This window comes from Aeromonas sp. FDAARGOS 1405, assembly GCF_019048265.1.
Lineage (GTDB): Bacteria > Pseudomonadota > Gammaproteobacteria > Enterobacterales > Aeromonadaceae > Aeromonas > Aeromonas veronii_A.
The window spans coordinates 726,803-742,505 of sequence record NZ_CP077311.1 but is presented as its reverse complement, the minus strand read 5'-3'; the positions used below and the strand labels follow the sequence as shown (position 1 = coordinate 742,505).

Below are 15,703 nucleotides of genomic sequence, written 5' to 3'. Positions count from 1 at the left end.
AGGAAAGGTGCTGGCCTGTTCATGCCCGCCTTTCACCCTCGAAATCAGCACACACTTCAGGAAGTTCTCTTGTTATCCAGCAGGAGCGGACGGGTGTGGATATCCGTATGGCCGTGCAGGGACGATATGACCAGCGTTTGTTATGGGTGGTATGTTGCGAATGAATCGCATCTTTTTGATGTTGGCGCTGTTACCCCTGCTGGTGTGCGCCAGTGAGATAGACAGGGCTCGCGAAGCCTGGGTGCTCAAGGCCCGAGCCGGGGAGCTGGATGGTGCGGCGTATGGGCTGGATGCCCTCTATCGGCAGAGTGGTGATGGCAAAGTGCTTGATGACTTGATAGCCGTGCAGTTGTGGCGTGGCGACCGCAAGGGGGCGCTGGCCGCCTGCGAGCCGTGCGAGTTCAGTCCCATCAGCAACATCACGCTGGAAGGGGTGGCCCGTGCCGCCCGTGACGAGAAGCGTTATTCCGAGGCGATCAGCTATTACCGCATCCTGCAGGGGCGTGATCCTGCCAACCGCAATGGTTGGCTCGGACTGTTTCTCACCGCCAGCGATCAGGGAAACCGCGAGCTGGCCCGCCGCGCAGCGGCTGACTATGAAGCACGTTTTGGCCGCGATCAGGCGATCCTTGATGCCCGTATCTATGCCGCCCGTCAGAGTGAAGATCCCATGGGCGAGCTGCTGGCTCGCCAGCAGTGGCTGGAGCTGGAACCGGATAATCACGAGCAGGTATTGGCACTTTATCGGGTAGCCGTGAGTCTGGGGGCGGGTCCTGCCGCTGCGGAGTTGATGGGCCGTTATCCCGAATTGTTCAAACCGGTCGACCGGCTCTGGCTCGACTACTACCAGGCGGTCAATCTACTGCGGGTCTCGGCCCAGACCGAGGATCCGGCGCTGGCCCGTCGCTCCCTTACCCGTACGCTGGCGCTGCAGGACAGGATCCTGGCACGTGCGCCACACGATCATGTGCTCTACACCAGTGTTCGCCGCGATGTAGTGGTGACGCTGGTGGCCCTGGGCGATTTTTTCCGGGCCGAGCAGGAGTCCGCCGCGCTGCAGGCCGAGGGGCCATTGCCTGACTATGTGCTGGAGGCGCGCGCCGATGCGCTGGCCGGGTTGGGACGGGTGGATGAGGCCTCCGTGATTTACCAACAACTGGCGACCCCGGCGCGAGCCAACGACAAGCGGCTGCTGGAGAAGCGCTTCTACGCCTATTCGGATGGCGAACGTTATGGCGCGGCGCAGGTGCTGTTGGCTGGTTGGCAGGAGCCGCCGACTCGCTGGGATTTCACCGGCAACATGCGCATGGCCAACGACGACTACGAAAAGGTATTGCAGCTGAAAACCCTGCTGCAGGCCTGGCGTGGTGAGGCGGGTGCAGCAGAGAAACAGCTGGAAGTGTGGTTGCAAACCGCGCCAGCCAACCCCTGGCTCTGGCTGCAACTGGGGGATATTCGGCGCTGGCGGGGTCATTCCGACGAGGCCGAGCAGGCCTATGAACAGGCGGTGCGCTGGCTGCCAGCCGAACGTGCTGTGCTGGCCGAGCCCGGTCGCCTCAACGCCCGGCTCGACAGGGGCGACTGGCAGGGCACGCCGCAGGCCGTGCGTGCCCTTGGCAACCTGACCCGCGATCGTCAGGAGTTGCAGCAGCGGCTGACCCTGGAACAGGCCCCGCAGTTTGTCACCGACCTGACCCATGGTCGCAATGAAGGGGGCTCGGTACAGGCCAGCCGTGACTGGAGCTACGACAGCCGCCTTTACAGCGCTCGCACTGATGGTGGCGATCGGCTGTTTGTCCGTCGTCAGGGTAGCTTTGGCGAGTTCGATCTGCAGCCCGAACGTGCCGCCTATACCGGGCTGGGGGCCGAGATCTTTTTCTACCCGCTGCAACTGACGCTGGAGGGGGGCACGGGCAGCGAGCTCAACCACAAAGGCTATCTGTGGAGTCGCATCGACTGGCGGCTGGACGAGCGCTGGACGTTGGGCACAGCCATCAACCTCAACAGTGCCGACACCCCGCTGCGGGCATTGGCGCGCGGCAACTACGCCGATCAATACCAGCTTGATCTGGGGTGGCGTCAGGACGAGACCCGCGAAGGGGCGCTGCGGTTGGAACGGATGGATATCAGCGATGGCAACCGGCGGCTGAGTGTCTCCGGCTGGCTGCGTCAGGATCTCTGGCGTCGTGATCGCTGGTGGTTCGATACCACCTTGCGCGGGGCCACTTCTCGCAACGAGGTGGTAGACGTCGACTACTTCAACCCCCTGCAGGATCGCAATCTGGAGCTGGAGCTGGCGGGGCGCTATCGGCTGCCGCTGGATGGGCGTCGCTTCCTGCTGCAGAGCCTGATCATGAGTGGCAACCACTATTGGCAGCAGGGCTATGGCAGCGATCAGGGGTGGCAGCTCAGCTACCGCCACGACTGGATCCTCTCTCCCGCCCTCAGCCTGGGTTATGGCCTGGGCCGCCGTCAGGCCATTTATGACGGTAACCCGGAGTTCGGAAATTTCATCTTCGCCAATCTGCAATGGAGTTTCATGTGATGAGACGCTGGCTTGCTTCTTTTGTTTTGCTGCTTGCACTGTTGCCTTCGCTGACACAGGCGGCTCGGCACCCCGATGACTATGTGGTGCTCTGCTACCACGATATCGTCGACCTGAAATTGACCCCTAATCTCAAGCTTTACCCCCAGACCATCCGGCGCGACACCCTGATCCGCCACTTCAACTGGATCAAACAGCAGGGCTATCACCCGGTCAGCTTCCAGCAGATCCTGGATGCCAAAGCGGGTAAAGCACCACTGCCAGAGAAGGCGATCCTGCTCAGTTTCGACGATGGCTATGAGAGCTTCTACCGGCTGGTCTATCCGTTGCTCAAGCTCTACAACTACCCGGCGGTCTTTGCGCTGGTGGGCAGCTGGCTGGACGTAGCCGATGACCAGATGGTCCCGTACGGCAATGACAAGCTGCCACGCAGCTACTTCGTGAGCTGGCCGCAGATCCGCGAGATGCAGGACTCCGGGTTGGTGGAGTTGGCCTCCCACACCTTCACCTCCCACTACGGGCTACTCGCCAACCCGCAGGGCAACGTGCAGCCGGCGGTCACAACCGCAGGCTGGAGCCAGCGTGGCTACGAGAGCATGGCCGACTATCGGGCGCGGATTAAGGCTGATTTCGACGCATCGGCCCATCAGCTCAGGGAGCAGACCGGTCGGGCACCACGGATCCTGGTCTGGCCCTACGGCGCCTTCAACCAGGCTGCGCTGGAACTGGCGGGGGCCGCCGGGATGCCCTACACCTTCACGCTGGCGGAAGGGCTCAACAAGCTGAGTGACTCTGGCAACACGGTACGCCGCTACCTGCTGGAGGAGGACACCAGCCTCGAAACTCTGGACGAGATCATGGGGGGCAATACCTGGGAGCGGCAGGTGGAGCGCTTGGTGCATGTGGATCTCGACTATGTCTACGACAAGGACCCGCAGCAGATGAACAAGAACATCGATATGCTGCTGGACCGGATCAAGGGTTACGGCATCACCACCGTCTATCTGCAGGCCTATGCCGATGACAACGGTGACGGGGTGGCGGAGGCGCTCTACTTCCCCAACCGCCATATGCCGGTCAAGGCGGATCTCTTCAACCGGGTGGCCTGGCAGCTCAAGACCCGTGCCGGGGTCAAGGTGTTCGCCTGGATGCCGGTGATGGCCTACGACATGGGGCCGAACCATGCCTATGTCACCGACAGCCGTACCGGTGCTCCGGCCAAGGGGCAGTATCTGCGCCTGTCGCCATGGGATCCTGCCAGCCGTCAGCTGCTGCTGGATATCTACGAGGATCTCGGTTTTTACACCAAGTTCGACGGTCTGCTGTTCCATGACGATGCCTTCCTCAGCGACTACGAGGGGCCGATGCCGCTGGCGCGCACTCCGGATGCGCTACAGGCGCAAGGGGAGCAGAAGACCGATCTGCTTATCGAGTTCACCATGGCGCTGCGCGATGCAGCAGCCCGTTACCGGCAGGGGGGAGCCGACGGCCTCAAGACCGCCCGCAACATCTATGCGGCGTTGGTGACCGAGCCGCAATCCCAGCAGTGGTTCGCCCAGAGCATGGCGGCGTTTGCCAAGGCCTATGACTACACCGCAGTGATGGCCATGCCGTACATGGAGCAGGCAGATAATCCTGATGAGTGGCTGGCCAGGCTGGCGGAAGATTCACTGGCACAGGTACCGGCCAATCGGCTGGTGTTCGAGCTGCAGAGCCGCAACTGGCGTACCGACCAGCCCATTCCCGATGCCGAGCTGGCGCGCTGGATGCAGATCATCCAGCGCAAGGGGGTGACCAACTTTGGCTACTACCCGGATGATTTCCACAACAACCAGCCGGATCCGGCCGTGCTCAAACCGGTCTTCTCGGTGCAGACCCAGCCTCAGCCGGCCCAGCTGCCGGCAACGCCGGTCGCAGTCAGTGCCGCTAAAGCCACCCACGGGGAGGCGATGCGGTGAAGGATTTTCTCGAAGGGATAGCCATCTTTACTCTGGCTTATCCCAGTCTGATGGCAATGGTGTGGGTCTGTGGCGGTCTCTATTACTACTTCCAGTGGGAGCGGCGTGATATCGCGCTGGCAAAACGTGGATTGGTACTTCCCTATTACCCCAGGGTGACCCTGATGGTGCCTTGCTACAACGAGGGGGCCAATGTCGAGGAGACCATCGGTCACTTGCTGCGTCAGCGTTATCCCGATTTCGAGGTGCTGGCCATCAACGATGGCAGCAAGGATGACACAGGTGCGCGGCTGGATCGGCTGGCGCAGCAGGATCCGCGCCTGACCGTGCTCCACCAGCACAACCAGGGCAAGGCGATGGCGCTCAACAACGGGCTGGCCGTGGCCAGCGGGGAGATCCTGGTCGGCATCGACGGCGATGCGGTGCTCGACTATGACGCGGTGCGCTGGATGGTGAAGCACTTCATCGAGAGCCCGAGGGTCGGGGCGGTCACCGGCAACCCGCGGGTGCGCACCCGCTCCACCATCATCGGCAAGATCCAGACCGGCGAGTTCAGCTCCATCATCGGCCTCATCAAGCGGGCCCAGCGGATCTACGGCACCGTCTTCACCGTCTCCGGAGTGGTGGTGGCCTTTCGCAAGCAGGCGGTCGAGGCGGTCGGTGGCTGGAGCAATGACATGGTGACCGAGGACATCGACATCAGCTGGAAGCTGCAGCTGGCCGGCTGGCTCATTCACTACCAACCGCAGGCGCTCTGCTGGGTGCTGATGCCGGAGACGGTACGCGGTCTCTACAAGCAGCGGTTGCGCTGGGCACAGGGGGGCGCCGAGGTGTTTCTGCGCTACGGCTTGCAGGCGATGCGCTGGCGCAACCGCCGCTTCTGGTTGCTGCTGCTGGAGTATCTCTCCAGCGTTGCCTGGTGCTACAGCATGTTGCTGCTTGCGCTGGTCTGGCTCATTGAGCCGGACCTGAGCGGGCTGGCGGTGGGTCACCTGTTCCAGTGGACCGGGGTGATGATGACCGCGATTTGTCTGCTGCAGTTCGGGGTCAGCATCTTTATCGATAACCACTATGACAAGAGCATGGCTCGCAGCTTTATCTGGTGCGTCTGGTATCCGCTCATCTACTGGCTGCTCAATCTGGTGACCGTGGTAGTAGCCGTGCCTAGGGCGATCCTGCGTCGTCGTGGCCAGCTGGCCGTGTGGGAAAGTCCTGATAGGGGAGAGTCGTTCCGTGACAAAACATAAGCTGGCGAAAGAGATGATCATCAGCAACGGCACCCGGCGTAGCTGGAAGTACCGACTACGAGATCTGCTGATCCTGTTGGTGACCTGGGGGGGGTGGCTGTTTCTGGCATTGCAACCCTGGCTCAACTATCTGGAGACGGATGAGAACGAGAGCTTTATTGGCTCACTCGATGCTGCCGAGGTGGGACAACTGTTTCTGGTCCTGCTGTTTGGTATCTTCCTGCTGATCCACTCCTGGGCCAAATACAACAAACTGCTGCACCGACTGATGGGCAAGCGCACGGCCTCGAAAGCACCGTGAGCATGAGCGGCCAGCCGACCCCTCATGCTGTAAAAATGATCGCTTGCTGCTTTAAGGGCAATGCATTTCTCCTGCGCGGGTGTCCCACTGCGGTGTCACTCACGGCAGGGCCGTTTTCTGCTGTTTTCCGTTTTGCACCTGCTCTGTCATTCATCAATGACTTTATTTCCACAATGTTCGCAGATGGCATGTCGTTCAAAGCGATCCATGTTGGCCAGAAAGGGGCCCGCAGCCCAACCGGTAATGAAATCCTTGATAAAGGCTTTGCGCTTTTGCTCCGGTGTCGGCTGCTGGCCAAAAGATTTGTCGACCAGCACCACGACATGGCTGGTTTCGCACTGACAGCTTGGGCAGAAGCGTCTTTCGTTAGAGGTAAGCAACGGGTTCTCCTTGTCCGTGGTCGGTCGGGGTGGTCTGTGCTGCCACCGCAGCCATTAATTATCCCCATTTGATTCCCTTTGCCAGCAGAGTGTCAACCACCCTTCTGATGAACAGGGAGCAGCCCGATTGAGCAGGGGGTCTCCGGAGCCCTCTGTTGTTGCTGTTTGTCACACATTGCCACACAAGCTTCTCCCTGTGGCAAAGTCTTGTGACCGGCTGGCTGTGTAATGGCGCCATCAGCAGGTAGATGAGGTCCTGCAGCGATGTAACCAGGGGGGATGTTATGACGGGCAAACGGGTGTGGTGGCTGCTGCCACTGCTGGCGGTTGGGGTCTGGTGGCTGGGTTATGCGGGGGACGCCAACGGGGTGTGGCCCTGGCGTCATGAGATGTTGCTGCTGACCGGCCTGCTGGGGATGGCCTATATGGCCATTTCGCTGTTGCTGGCGTTACGCTTGCCGCAGCTGGAAGTGTGGTGTGGTGGTCTGGATCGGATGTTGCGATTGCACCGCCAGACGGCCGTCGGCGGCGCATTGGTACTGACTGCCCACTGGCTGCTGGTGGAGGTGCCCAAGTGGGCGGTCTCTGCAGGCTGGCTGAGTCGTCCCGCCCGGCGTGGGGCCAGCGCTGCCGAAGTGGGTGCCGGAGCAGGCAATGGCATCTCGCTCCATGCCCTTGGCAATACCCTGGGTGAGTGGAGTTTCTATCTGCTGATCGCGCTGGTGGTGCTGAGTTTGCTGGCACTGGTGAGTTATGGCCGTTTTCGACTGATCCACCGGCTGGCCCCGCTCATCTATCTGGCGGGCTGGTGTCACGGGCTCTGCCTGCTGCCTCAGATTGGGGCCATGACCCCGGTGGGGGTATCGATCTGGTTTGTCGGTGGGCTGGGAGCTATCGGGGCCCTCTACTCCCTGCTGGGACAAGTGGGAGCGCGGGAGCGCCATCCCGGCCGGGTCATTGCGGTGCGGGCGCTGGCGGATCACACCTGCGAGCTGACCATGCAACTGGAGCGGCCGCTCGCCCATTACCGCCCGGGTCAGTTTGCCTTCTTCGAATTTGATGCCAAGGAGGGGGCGCACCCCTTTACCCTGGTGCGGGTGTCGGCGGATCGGCGCCAGTTGGTGATCGCGGTGCGGGCGCTCGGGGATCATACCCGTCAGCTGGTGGCAGAGGCGCGCGTCGGGGATGGAGTGGTGGTGACCGGCCCCTATGGTGCTTTTGTCGCCCCGCAGGGAGGAGGGCGAGCCCTCTGGCTGGGTGCCGGGATCGGCATCACCCCGTTTGTCGCCTGGCTGGAGGGGCTGGCTGCCCGTGGGGAGCACGGCGAGGGGATCACCCTGATCCAGTGCGCGCCGGATCTGGCGGGGGCTGTCTACCACCAGCGGTTGGCCGAGCTCTGTCATCGCACCGGCGTTCGCTATCAGCTGCATCTGGACAAGGCAGCCGGGCGACTGGATATGGCCCGCATCGCGCAAGATGCGCCCGAGCAGGTGTGGTTTTGCGGGCCGGAGGGGATGGCAGATGCCCTGGCCCGGTTGTTGCCGGACAGGCATCTGCATCGCGAGCTGTTTCGCTTTCGCTGAGCTCGATGGGTGCTGTTACTTGGCGCTCGCAGGCAGTTGCTTGAGGGCGGCTTGTACCGCCGCCTCCAGCTGCGGGTCGCGTCCGGCCACCATATCGGCGGGGGTTAGCGGCACCTGCAGGTCCGGGATCAGCTCCTGATTTTCGTAGAAGGTGCCGTCCGGCTTGCGCAGCCCCAGTGTCGGAATGCCGTAGGCGAGCCCCGGAAATAGTCTGGAGTCGTGGGCGTAGACCATGGTGCCGGTGCCGGGTACAGGGTCGCCGACGATGGGGCCGACCTTGAGGGTGCGGTAGTACTCGGGGAAGGCGGAACCCTCCGAGTAGCTGCCTGCATTGACTAGCACCACCGAGGGCTTGGTCCACTGGCGGGTGGCGGCATCAGTTTCACCCTTACCCTGACGTGGCCAACTGCTGGCCATTCCCTTGGTGCTGCCGCTGCCGGTCAGAAACTCCACCAGGGTGTTGGCCAGGTAGCCCCCCTTGTTGAAGCGCACATCGACGATCAAGGCCTCGCAGTCACGTAGCCGGCCAAGGGCCTGTGCCACCAGCTCTTCATAGGCTGCGCTGCTCATCTCCGGCAGGTAGGCGTAGCCAACGCGGCCCTGGCTCAGGGTGGCCACCAGCTCCTGGCGCTTGCTGACCCAGTTGTCGAGCTGTAACCGATACTCCTGCTGCAGATCGATGGCGGTCACCTCCAGCTCGCTCGCTGCCTTGCCCTGCGGTGGCTGAACGGTAAGTACCAGCCGGTTGCCGGCCTGCTGGTTGAGGGCCTGATCCAGATCGCTCAGATTGGCAATCGGGAGGCCGTTGATGGCGAGCAGACGGGAGCCCGGAACAATGTCGCTCTCCTGGTCCAGCGGGCCGCCCGCCAGCAGGGCGGTGAGGGTCACCCCCTGCTCGTCATCCTGCCAGTACCCCCCCAGGCTGGCGGTTTCGTCCGCCATGCGCGGGAAGGGAGCCGGGCCGCTGCCCCAGGTGTGGGAGACATTGAGCTCGCCAGCCAGTTCTGCGAGCAGGTTGCCAAAGTCGCGGGGATTGCCGATGCCCGACAACTGGCGGCGGTAGGCGGCGACATAGCCGTCCCAATCCACCCCGTTCATATCGTCCCGATAGAATTCGTCCCGGGTGAGCCGGGTGATCTGATCGAAGGCGGCGGCCATACGAGCTCGCCAATGCAGCTGGTTTTGCAGGGCAAAGGGGGCGCTGTGGATCTCGCCTGAGTTGAGGTCGATGCGGGTGATCTCCCCCTCCCGAACCAGGGTGGCGAGGGTGGCTTGCCGGTTGAGGCTGGCCAGTACCGGGCCTGGCTGTTCGGCAAACAGCACCCGGGTATCACCTTTGCGCAGATCCCGGGCATAACCTTTGATCTCGCTCTGATCACCGTCGCCAGCCTCTTCGACCAGATAGATAAGCTGGTCATCAACGATGCGACTGGTCAGCAGTACCCCGGTGGGCAGTAGCTGCAGCGCCTCGCGATGGCCCAGTCGTTCACTCTCGAAGCCGTAGCCACCTTTGGGAGCCTCCCGCTCGGCCAGAAAGTCGGCCTTGGCGGCGCGACTGCTGTATAGGCCGAGCAGATTGTTACCGAGCGGTTCGCCATCGGCCCCCAGCACACCATATCGGGTCGATTGCCAGTAGAGGATAGCGCCATCCTGGCTCCAGACGGGAGAGCTATCCTGATAGCCGTTGAGGCTGACATTGACCGGTACCGTGCCGGGGCTGGCGGTATCGATGACGGCGATCTCCTGCTGAGCCGAGTCGGGGCGGAAGGTGAGCGCCAGATGGCGGGAGTCGGGGGCAAAAGCGAGAGAGACCTCGTGGCGTGACGGATTGAAGCTGGCAGGGACCAGCTCCCGCTGCTGGTTGCTCGCCAGATCCAGCAGATGGATAGCCTGACCATCCACCACAAAGGCGAGCTGTTTGCCGTCCGGGGAGAGCACAGGACGGCTGATCCCCTTGCCGGGAATGGCCAGCAGCAGACTCTCGGTCAGGGTACCCGGTGCGCTGAACAGCCGCTCGGGATCCTCCTTGCTCAGCCGGTAGAGCGCTGCGTGTCCCTGCTGCTCCGAGAGGTAAATGAGGGAGCCACCTTGCTCTGCATAGAGCGGACTGGACTGTTCGCTTGGGGAATGGGTGAGCTGGCGCACCCGCTCCCGGCCAGGGTTGACGGCGTAGAGGTTGCCTTCGCTGGTCAGGATCAGCTCGTCTCCCTCTTCGCTGACCACCATGTCATCGGCCATCCCGGACGATACGCCGAGTTGATCGGGTTCGATGGCTATCTGCGGCTGAATAAGCAGTTTGCGTGGAGTATTGCTGCCCTCGTCGAGGCGATAGATCTCCCCTTGCCACGACCAGACCAGATCCCCCTTGGTCGAGGCACTCAACCCCCTGACCGGGTGACCCTGATAGTGGGTGAGCTGCAGCTCTGTACCGCTGGCGAGATCCCGGCGCCAGACGTTGAAATCTCCGCTGCGCTCACTCAGGTAAAAGAGAGCATCCCCCTTGTCGCTCCAGACCGGATCGGTGGCCGCAATCCGATCTTCGGTCAGTTGCTTATGCTGCTTGCCATCAAACAGCCAGAGGCGGGAGACGGCAAATGAACGCTGGTGTTTGCGAAACGGTTGATCCATGGCTGGCATCTGATAAGCCAATCTGGCACCGTGCGGACGCGCCAGAGTGGCAGGTAGCGGCAAGTCAGCTTGCAGCATTCCGCCACTAACCGGCGTCCAGTAGAGCTCGCCCCACTGAACCCCTTCCGCGATGAAGTGATCGGCTGTAGCCGAGCCTGGGCGCTGGCTGCTCAGCAACAGCCGTTTGCCATCGGCGCTGAAGGCTTGCGGCAGATCGGTGCGCGAATCGCGGGTGAGGCGCACCATCTCGCCGCCGCTGGCGGGCACCACGAACACATCTTCGTTGCCATAGAGATTGGCGGCAAAGGCGAGTTGTTTGCCATCGGGCGACCAGACGGGGCGCTGGCTCAGGTAGCCGCTGCCGGTGAGCGCTGTGGCGGGCCCCCCCTCGGCACTGGCTACAAAAATTCGCCCCTGCCAGGTAAAGGCGAGCCGAGTGCCATCGGGAGAGAGGGCAGGTTCGCGTAGCCAGCGCGGCTCTTCGGCTCCGGCTGCGCCGGTCAACAAGAGCAGGACGCTGGCCAGCAGCAGACGGGGCAGCGAAGAGTTCGGCAAGAAGTACAGAGACATGATGTCATCCTGAATCAGGTTCAAATGCTACATATTTACCGATCAGAGGCCTCATGGCCAGCCAGAAAATATAAGCTATCTTTTTGTTTTTATTATCAATTGGCCATATCAGCGAAGGCCGTTCATGGGCCATTCACCTCTCACCGCCAAGATATGTTTCATTGGGTCTATTGAGTATTGATGGCGATCCAATATCATGGCGCTCGCTCGCCGCTCGGCGGGCATCGTTCAGATGATCTGGTAACAAGAAAAGCCCGCACCAGAGGCTTGTCGAGGGATGGAATGAGAGCCGTATTACTGTGTTTGTTGGGGCTTTGGCCCGCATTGAGTTTTGCCTTGACCGAAAAAGCCGATTTGGTGGTGGTCAAGAAGTCGACCTATAGCCTGACCCTGATGAAGGATGGCAAAGAACTGAAGCGCTACTGGATTGCTCTGGGCCCGGCGCCCAAGGGGCACAAGCAGCAGGAAGGGGACCAGCGTACGCCGGAAGGGCGCTACACCCTCGACTACAAGAAGACCAATTCCGGTTACTACAAAGCCATCCATATCAACTATCCGAACCTGGATGATATCAAGCGTGCCAATGAACTGGGTGTTCGTCCGGGTGGTATGATCATGATCCACGGCCAGCGCAACAGCATTGGCAACCGCAGGGTTCAGCCCTCCAACTGGACCAATGGCTGCATCGCCATGCTCAACCACGAGCTGGATGAGGTGTGGAACGCTGTTGACCCGGGTACGCCCATCGTCATCGAGCCCTGATCCCCTTGTGCACGCCCGCGACTCCGCGGGCGTTTTATTTCCCGCCAGTGATGACGTGACAGCGCTTGCTGTCCCGTGCTAGTTTTTTCGGCTCGCTTTGGCTGTGACAAGGAAGATCACATGATGTCAGTAACGAGCTTGCCCGAGCGAACTGGGATGCTCTGGTGGCGCGCCACACTGGATATGCTCCCTCTCTCCATTTCGGTGATCCCCTGGGGGATCCTGTGTGGCGCTTTGGCGTTGCAGGCAGGGCTGAGTCCGCTTCAGGCTCAGCTGATGTCGTTGCTGGTCTACGCCGGAGCCGCCCAGCTCTCGGCCACTACCCTGTTCGGGGCGGGCACGCCCCTGCTGCCCATTATGGGCTCCACCATGGTGATCACTTCCCAGCATCTGCTTTACGGCTTCACCTTCCGCCGTGACGTATTGCCGCTTTCCCTGCGCTGGCGGGCCAGCCTTGCCTTTTTCCTGACCGATGAGATGTTCGCTGTGGCGCTGAAAGACCGGGAGCGCAGCGGCCGCTTTGACCCGGCCTACGCGCTCATCGCAGGATTCGTCTTCTATCTGTTCTGGAATCTGGCGACCCTGCTCGGCATCGCGGCCGGCCAGTACATCGATGGGCTGGACAGCATGGGGCTGGATTTTGCCATCGCGGCCACCTTCATCGCCATGACCATTCCCGCCATGAAAAACCTGCCCATGGTGGCGGCCACTCTGGTGAGCGGCGGCACAGCGTTGCTTACCAAGCCGCTGCTGGCGGAGATCCACATCATCGTCTCGGCTCTGGCTGGCATGGTGGTGGGCTATGTGCTGCACCGGATGAGGAGGTAGCGTGAGTTGGCTGATGATTGGCCTGCTGGCCCTGATCACCTTTTTCAACCGCTTCGCCTTCTTTTCTCGGTTGACCCGATATCAGCCGGGTGCCGAGATGGGGGCGTTTCTCGGCTTCTCGGCCCAGTCGGTGCTGACCGCCATCTGGTTGCCCATCGTCTTTAGCTACGAGCCGGGGATAGGTCTTGACTGGGATCCTGACTACCTGGCCGCCACCCTGTGGGTGATGCTCTTGACCCTGTTGCGGCTGCCGACTCTGGTTGTGGTGGTGGGCGGAATGGGGGGCTTCTTCCTGCTGCGCTGGCTGGGAGGCATAGCAGAGCTCTTGCCTTGGTGAAACGCGAGTCGTGATCTTGTGTAATGGATGTCATTATTCGACATCCGTCATGTCATGAATGTCACTTCAAAAAAGGCCTTTAAATGGTGAGGATATGGGCTCTGTCCGTGAAGGAGTGTCCCATGTCTTTGACCGAAACCTGTCAGCGCATTGTGCGCGATCCCCATCTCTCCGCAGCCCAGAAGAGCCATGCACTGGCACTGGCTGCCGAGAATGCATTGCCCTACCCCGACCTGCCTGCTGCAGTCGCCGAGGCGATGGCGCAGGGATTTATCTGCGACATGTTCGAAGGGCACGCCCCCTACAAGCCACGTTATGTACTGCCGGACTATGAAAAATTCCTGACTCAGGGCTCTCCCTGGCTGGAGCTGGCGGCGCCGCAGGATTTCGACGAGGCGCTCGATGCCCTGCGCATCCTCTATCACCATGTCCCCTCGGTCACCGGCATGCCGGTCTGGCTGGGGCGGCTCGACCACCTGCTGCTGCCCTTCGTCGGCGAACTGGATGACGAGACTCTCTATCGCAAGCTGAAGGGGTTCTGGGTCTATCTGGACCGGGTGCTGCCGGACGCCTTTATGCACGTCAACATCGGCCCCGATGACAACCGGATCTGCCGCCTGATCCTGCGCATCGACAACGAGCTCAAGCAGGTGGCGCCAAACCTCACCTTTTTCCACGATCCGGAGCAGACCCCGGACGATCTGCTGCTGCAGGCGGTGAAGAACATTGCCGAGTGCAGCAAGCCGCACATCGCCAACTACCCGATCCATCGCGATACCTTCGACCAGCGTGGTTTTGGTATCGTCAGCTGCTACAACGCCCTGCCGCAGGCGGGTGGCGCCAATACCCTGGTGCGCATCTCCCTCAAGCGGGTCGCCGAGCAGGCTCAGGGTATAGATGATTTCCTCGGCTGCCTGTTGCCCCACTACTGCCGTCTGGCCTCGCAACTGATCGAGGCGAGAGCCGCCTTCCTGCACGAGGAGTCCGGTTTCTTCGACTGCTTCCTGGTCAAGGAGGGGCTGCTGGATGAGGAGCGCTTTGTCCCCATGTTCGGCATCTACGGCATGGCGGAAGCGGTGAATATCCTGATGGATAAAGAGAATCTGCCAGATCGTTATGGACACGACGACGAGGCGAATCAGCTTGGCTATCGCATCTCGGCTCAGCTCTCGGAATATGTCACTGCGACGCCGCAAACCCACGCCTGGGGGGGGCGCGCGCTGCTGCACTCACAGGGTGGCCTCAGCATCGATGTGGCTGTGACTCCCGGGGTGCGCATCCCTTATGGTCATGAGCCGGATCCCGCCAGTCATGTGTTGGCGCTGGCACCGCACCACACTTATTACCATTCGGGGATCAGCGAGATCCTGACGCTGGATCCCACCATCCGCCAGAACCCGCAGGCGCTGTTGCAGCTCTGCAAAGGGGCGCTCGCTATCGGTATGCGCGAGTTCACCGCCAACGTGGCCGACAGCGATCTGGTGCGGGTGACCGGTTACATGATCCGCAAGAGCGATGTGGCTCGTTTCGCAGAAGAAGGCTCGCGCTTGCAGACCACCTGTCTCGGGGCCGAGGCGAGTGAAGTGACCGCCATTCGTCAGCGAGCACCGCGGGTAGTCGCCCACGAATCGACCATCTGCGAGTATTGAGTTCGCACCGATGGCTGATGTTTTGCCAACACGCAGCGCCCTGGTAAGCAGGGTGCTGCCCTTTTCTTGTGTTGACGGGCCGGGCAACCGGCTGGTGCTGTTTCTGCAGGGCTGCAACTTTCGCTGCCCCGGCTGCCATAATCCGCACACCATAGGGCTGTGCGACGATTGCGGTGACTGTATTGCTGTCTGCCCGAGCGGTGCGCTGACCCTTACTGAGGGCCGCCCCGGGAAATGCAGTGTGCGCTGGCAGGCGGCGCTCTGCACCGATTGCGATGCTTGTCTCGATGCGTGCCCGCGCAGCGCCAATCCGAAGATTGCCACCATGACGGTGACCGAGGTGCTGAACCTGCTGCGCCGCTACAGCCCCTTGCTCAGCGGGATTACCGTCTCCGGTGGTGAGGCGACCACCCAGCTTCCCTTCGTGGTTGCGCTGTTTGCCGCCATCAAGGCTGCGCCGGATCTGGCTCATCTCACTTGCCTGCTCGACAGCAACGGCTCGTTGGCCGAGAGCGGTTGGCAGCGGCTATTGCCGGTGCTCGATGGCGCCATGCTCGATCTCAAGGGGTGGCGTGACTCGGTGCATCATTCGCTGACCGGCTATGGTCGCGAGCGGGTGTTGGCGTCTCTGCAACTGCTGGCACGTCACGGCAAGCTGACCGAACTGCGGCTGCTCCATGTGCCGGGCAAGAGCGATTTTCTGGATAAGAGCGGTGAGCTGGACGCGGATCTCGCCGCTTTCCTGCTGCGGCTGGGGCCAGTACCTATCCGTATCAATGGTTTTCGTCATCATGGGGTACGTGGTGAGGCGAGTCGCTGGTCAGACGCGACCCGCAGCGAGCTGGAGTGGCTGGCGAATCGGTTACGTGCTGCTGGAGTGGGGGCCGTGACCTTGCCCCCTTTGATCTGAAGGGG

At 61.7% G+C, this 15,703-nt stretch carries 12 protein-coding genes; 10 read left to right on the top strand and 2 right to left on the bottom strand.

The features are described 5' to 3' along the window. Positions 1-160: 160 nt before the first annotated feature. From pgaA to I6L35_RS03505, 4 genes are read left to right on the top strand one after another with little or no spacing between them, the layout of a single operon-like run. A complete protein-coding gene (gene pgaA / locus I6L35_RS03520; RefSeq protein WP_254204522.1) occupies positions 161-2,545 on the top strand; it encodes a poly-beta-1,6 N-acetyl-D-glucosamine export porin PgaA in 2,385 nt (794 codons plus the stop codon). Continuing rightward, the gene (gene pgaB / locus I6L35_RS03515) at positions 2,545-4,503 is read left to right on the top strand and encodes a poly-beta-1,6-N-acetyl-D-glucosamine N-deacetylase PgaB (protein ID WP_216979552.1); all 1,959 of its coding nucleotides are present in this window, start codon (positions 2,545-2,547) and stop codon (positions 4,501-4,503) included. The genes pgaA and pgaB overlap by 1 nt, the downstream gene beginning before the upstream one ends. Next, entirely contained in the window at positions 4,500-5,750 is a 1,251-nt protein-coding gene (gene pgaC, locus I6L35_RS03510) for a poly-beta-1,6-N-acetyl-D-glucosamine synthase (protein ID WP_216979551.1), read from the top strand. The genes pgaB and pgaC overlap by 4 nt, the downstream gene beginning before the upstream one ends. After that, positions 5,737-6,051 carry a hypothetical protein gene (locus I6L35_RS03505; RefSeq protein ID WP_005343076.1) on the top strand — a complete coding sequence of 105 codons (315 nt, stop codon included), beginning with the start codon at positions 5,737-5,739 and terminating at the stop codon, positions 6,049-6,051. The genes pgaC and I6L35_RS03505 overlap by 14 nt, the downstream gene beginning before the upstream one ends. Positions 6,052-6,197: 146 nt before the next feature. On the opposite strand, the gene I6L35_RS03500 is transcribed toward I6L35_RS03505, so the two are convergent. After that, positions 6,198-6,431, bottom strand: coding sequence for a hypothetical protein (locus I6L35_RS03500; protein ID WP_005343077.1), 234 nt, complete (start codon positions 6,429-6,431; stop codon positions 6,198-6,200). Between the two features lie 284 nt (positions 6,432-6,715). Between I6L35_RS03500 and I6L35_RS03495 the strand changes: the two genes are divergently transcribed. Next, positions 6,716-8,014: a ferric reductase-like transmembrane domain-containing protein gene (locus I6L35_RS03495; RefSeq protein ID WP_216979550.1), complete on the top strand. Its 1,299-nt coding sequence runs from the start codon at positions 6,716-6,718 to the stop codon at positions 8,012-8,014. A 15-nt stretch (positions 8,015-8,029) separates the two neighbouring features. On the opposite strand, the gene I6L35_RS03490 is transcribed toward I6L35_RS03495, so the two are convergent. Continuing rightward, positions 8,030-11,212 carry a S41 family peptidase gene (locus tag I6L35_RS03490; protein WP_216979549.1) on the bottom strand — a complete coding sequence of 1,061 codons (3,183 nt, stop codon included), beginning with the start codon at positions 11,210-11,212 and terminating at the stop codon, positions 8,030-8,032. A gap of 282 nt (positions 11,213-11,494) precedes the next feature. Between I6L35_RS03490 and I6L35_RS03485 the strand changes: the two genes are divergently transcribed. The 5 genes from I6L35_RS03485 to I6L35_RS03465 all read left to right on the top strand — a co-directional run bounded on the left by I6L35_RS03485 (position 11,495) and on the right by I6L35_RS03465 (position 15,698). After that, positions 11,495-11,974 (top strand): murein L,D-transpeptidase family protein, encoded by a 480-nt coding sequence (locus I6L35_RS03485; protein WP_005343080.1) that lies wholly within the window; start codon positions 11,495-11,497, stop codon positions 11,972-11,974. Between the two features lie 120 nt (positions 11,975-12,094). Beyond that, positions 12,095-12,802, top strand: coding sequence for an AzlC family ABC transporter permease (locus tag I6L35_RS03480; RefSeq protein ID WP_216979548.1), 708 nt, complete (start codon positions 12,095-12,097; stop codon positions 12,800-12,802). Between the two features lies 1 nt (position 12,803). Further along, the gene (locus I6L35_RS03475; protein ID WP_108541394.1) at positions 12,804-13,139 is read left to right on the top strand and encodes an AzlD domain-containing protein; all 336 of its coding nucleotides are present in this window, start codon (positions 12,804-12,806) and stop codon (positions 13,137-13,139) included. 122 nt (positions 13,140-13,261) lie between these two features. Then, positions 13,262-14,788 carry a YjjI family glycine radical enzyme gene (locus tag I6L35_RS03470; protein ID WP_216979547.1) on the top strand — a complete coding sequence of 509 codons (1,527 nt, stop codon included), beginning with the start codon at positions 13,262-13,264 and terminating at the stop codon, positions 14,786-14,788. Positions 14,789-14,798: 10 nt separating this feature from the next. After that, on the top strand, positions 14,799-15,698 hold the full coding sequence (locus I6L35_RS03465) for a YjjW family glycine radical enzyme activase (protein ID WP_216979546.1): 900 nt from the start codon (positions 14,799-14,801) through the stop codon (positions 15,696-15,698). The last annotated feature ends 5 nt before the right edge of the window (positions 15,699-15,703 follow it).

Coding starts and splice junctions, on each gene's coding strand:
- pgaA (WP_254204522.1), top strand. CDS start 161: ATGAATCGCATCTTTTTGATGTTGGCGCTGTTACCCCTGCTGGTGTGC.
- pgaB (WP_216979552.1), top strand. CDS start 2,545: ATGAGACGCTGGCTTGCTTCTTTTGTTTTGCTGCTTGCACTGTTGCCT.
- I6L35_RS03495 (WP_216979550.1), top strand. CDS start 6,716: ATGACGGGCAAACGGGTGTGGTGGCTGCTGCCACTGCTGGCGGTTGGG.
- I6L35_RS03490 (WP_216979549.1), bottom strand. CDS start 11,212: ATGTCTCTGTACTTCTTGCCGAACTCTTCGCTGCCCCGTCTGCTGCTG.
- I6L35_RS03485 (WP_005343080.1), top strand. CDS start 11,495: ATGAGAGCCGTATTACTGTGTTTGTTGGGGCTTTGGCCCGCATTGAGT.
- I6L35_RS03480 (WP_216979548.1), top strand. CDS start 12,095: ATGATGTCAGTAACGAGCTTGCCCGAGCGAACTGGGATGCTCTGGTGG.
- I6L35_RS03470 (WP_216979547.1), top strand. CDS start 13,262: ATGTCTTTGACCGAAACCTGTCAGCGCATTGTGCGCGATCCCCATCTC.
- I6L35_RS03465 (WP_216979546.1), top strand. CDS start 14,799: ATGGCTGATGTTTTGCCAACACGCAGCGCCCTGGTAAGCAGGGTGCTG.